The sequence below is a fragment of the Promicromonospora kroppenstedtii DSM 19349 genome (assembly GCF_000515355.1).
GTDB lineage: Bacteria > Actinomycetota > Actinomycetes > Actinomycetales > Cellulomonadaceae > Promicromonospora > Promicromonospora kroppenstedtii.
This window is the reverse complement of sequence record NZ_KI911743.1, coordinates 26,985-28,527: the sequence shown is the minus strand read 5'-3', so window position 1 is coordinate 28,527 and position 1,543 is coordinate 26,985. Positions and strand designations below refer to the sequence as shown.

2 protein-coding genes are annotated in these 1,543 nt (G+C 72.7%); both read left to right on the top strand.

Features of this window, described 5'->3' with window-relative positions; translation table 11 throughout:
* On the top strand, nucleotides 1-853 hold an 853-nt coding region (sucB, locus tag PROKR_RS24060; RefSeq protein ID WP_036968674.1), incomplete at its 5' end, for a 2-oxoglutarate dehydrogenase, E2 component, dihydrolipoamide succinyltransferase.
* Nucleotides 854-1,006: 153 nt separating this feature from the next.
* Nucleotides 1,007-1,543, top strand: a 537-nt coding sequence (locus PROKR_RS24055) for an NAD-dependent epimerase/dehydratase family protein (RefSeq protein ID WP_036968671.1), incomplete at its 3' end; no start/stop codon positions are given.

The window sequence follows — 1,543 nt, the reverse complement described above, 5'->3', positions numbered from 1 at the left end:
CGGCGTCGGCGGTCGCATCCGCAAGGAGGACGTGCTCGCCGCGGCCGAGGCGAAGGCCGCTCCGGCCCCCGCCGCTGCCGCAGCGCCCGCGGCCGCCAAGGCCCCCGCGGCCAAGCTCGAGGTGTCGCCGCTGCGTGGCACCACCGAGAAGATGTCGCGCCTGCGGAAGATCGTCGCCGAGCGCATGCTCGAGGCGGTGCAGACGCAGGCCCAGCTGACCACGGTCATGGAGGTCGACGTCACGCGCGTCGCCAAGCTCCGGGCCAAGGCCAAGGAGTCCTTCGCCGCTCGCGAGGGCGCCAAGCTGACGTTCCTGCCGTTCTTCACGCAGGCCGCCGTCGAGGCGCTCAAGGCGTACCCGAAGATCAACGCCACGATCGACACCGAGAAGGGCGAGATCACCTACCACGGTTCGGAGAACGTCGGCATCGCCGTCGACACCGAGCGTGGCCTGGTGGTCCCGGTCATCAAGAACGCGGGCGACCTGAACCTTGCCGGCATCGCCCGGCAGATCCAGGACCTCGGTGCGCGCACCCGGGCCAACAAGGTCACGCCGGACGAGCTCTCGGGCAGCACGTTCAACATCACGAACACCGGCTCGGGCGGCTCGCTCATCGACACGCCGATCGTGCCGCTGGGCCACGCGGCCATCCTCGGCACGGGCACCATCACCAAGCGCCCGGTCGTGGTGACCGACGCCGAGGGCAACGAGAGCATCGCGGTGCGCTCGATGTCGTACATCTTCCTGTCCTACGACCACCGCCTGGTCGACGGTGCGGACGCCGCGCGCTTCCTCACCGCGATCAAGAACCGCATCGAAGAGGGCGCGTTCGAGGCCGAGGTCGGTCTCTGACCAGGGCCTTCGGGTCGACCGGGTAGCCTCGCGCGCCCGACGTCGACCAGCAGGTAGAGCGCTGTGGCCGGTCCCGGTTCGGGGCCGGCCACGGTCGTTCCCGGTGACCGCTGTGTTCGGTCCGTGGGTCGCCCGGCAGGCTAGATTCGCGGGATGGACGTAGTGGTGGCCGGGTCCCACGGTCTGGTCGGTTCCGCGCTGGTCGCGGACCTCAGGGAGCGAGGTCACGGTGTGCGCCGCCTGGTGCGCCGGGGCGCGGACTCCGACGGCGGCTCGGCGGCCAGGGCGGTTCCCACCGGGGACGACGGCGCCGTCCGGCAGGTGCTCTGGGACCCGCGGACCGGGGAGCTCGACCCGGCCGCGCTGGAGGGCGCCGGCGCCGTCGTGAACCTGGCCGGGGCCGGGATCGGCGACCACCGCTGGACCCCCGCCTACAAGCAGAAGCTCCTGGGCTCGCGCACCACCACCACGAGCCTGCTGGCCCGCACGATCGCGCGGCTGGACGAGCCGCCCGTCCTGGTCAACGCCTCCGCGGTCGGGGCGTACGGGGACCGCGGGGACGAGCTGCTGACCGAGGCGTCGGCGCGCGGGGACGACTTCCTGGCGCAGCTGGTCAAGGCGTGGGAGAACGCCACGGCCCCCGCCGCGGAGGCCGGCGCGCGCGTGGTCTGGCTGCGCAGCGGCATCGTG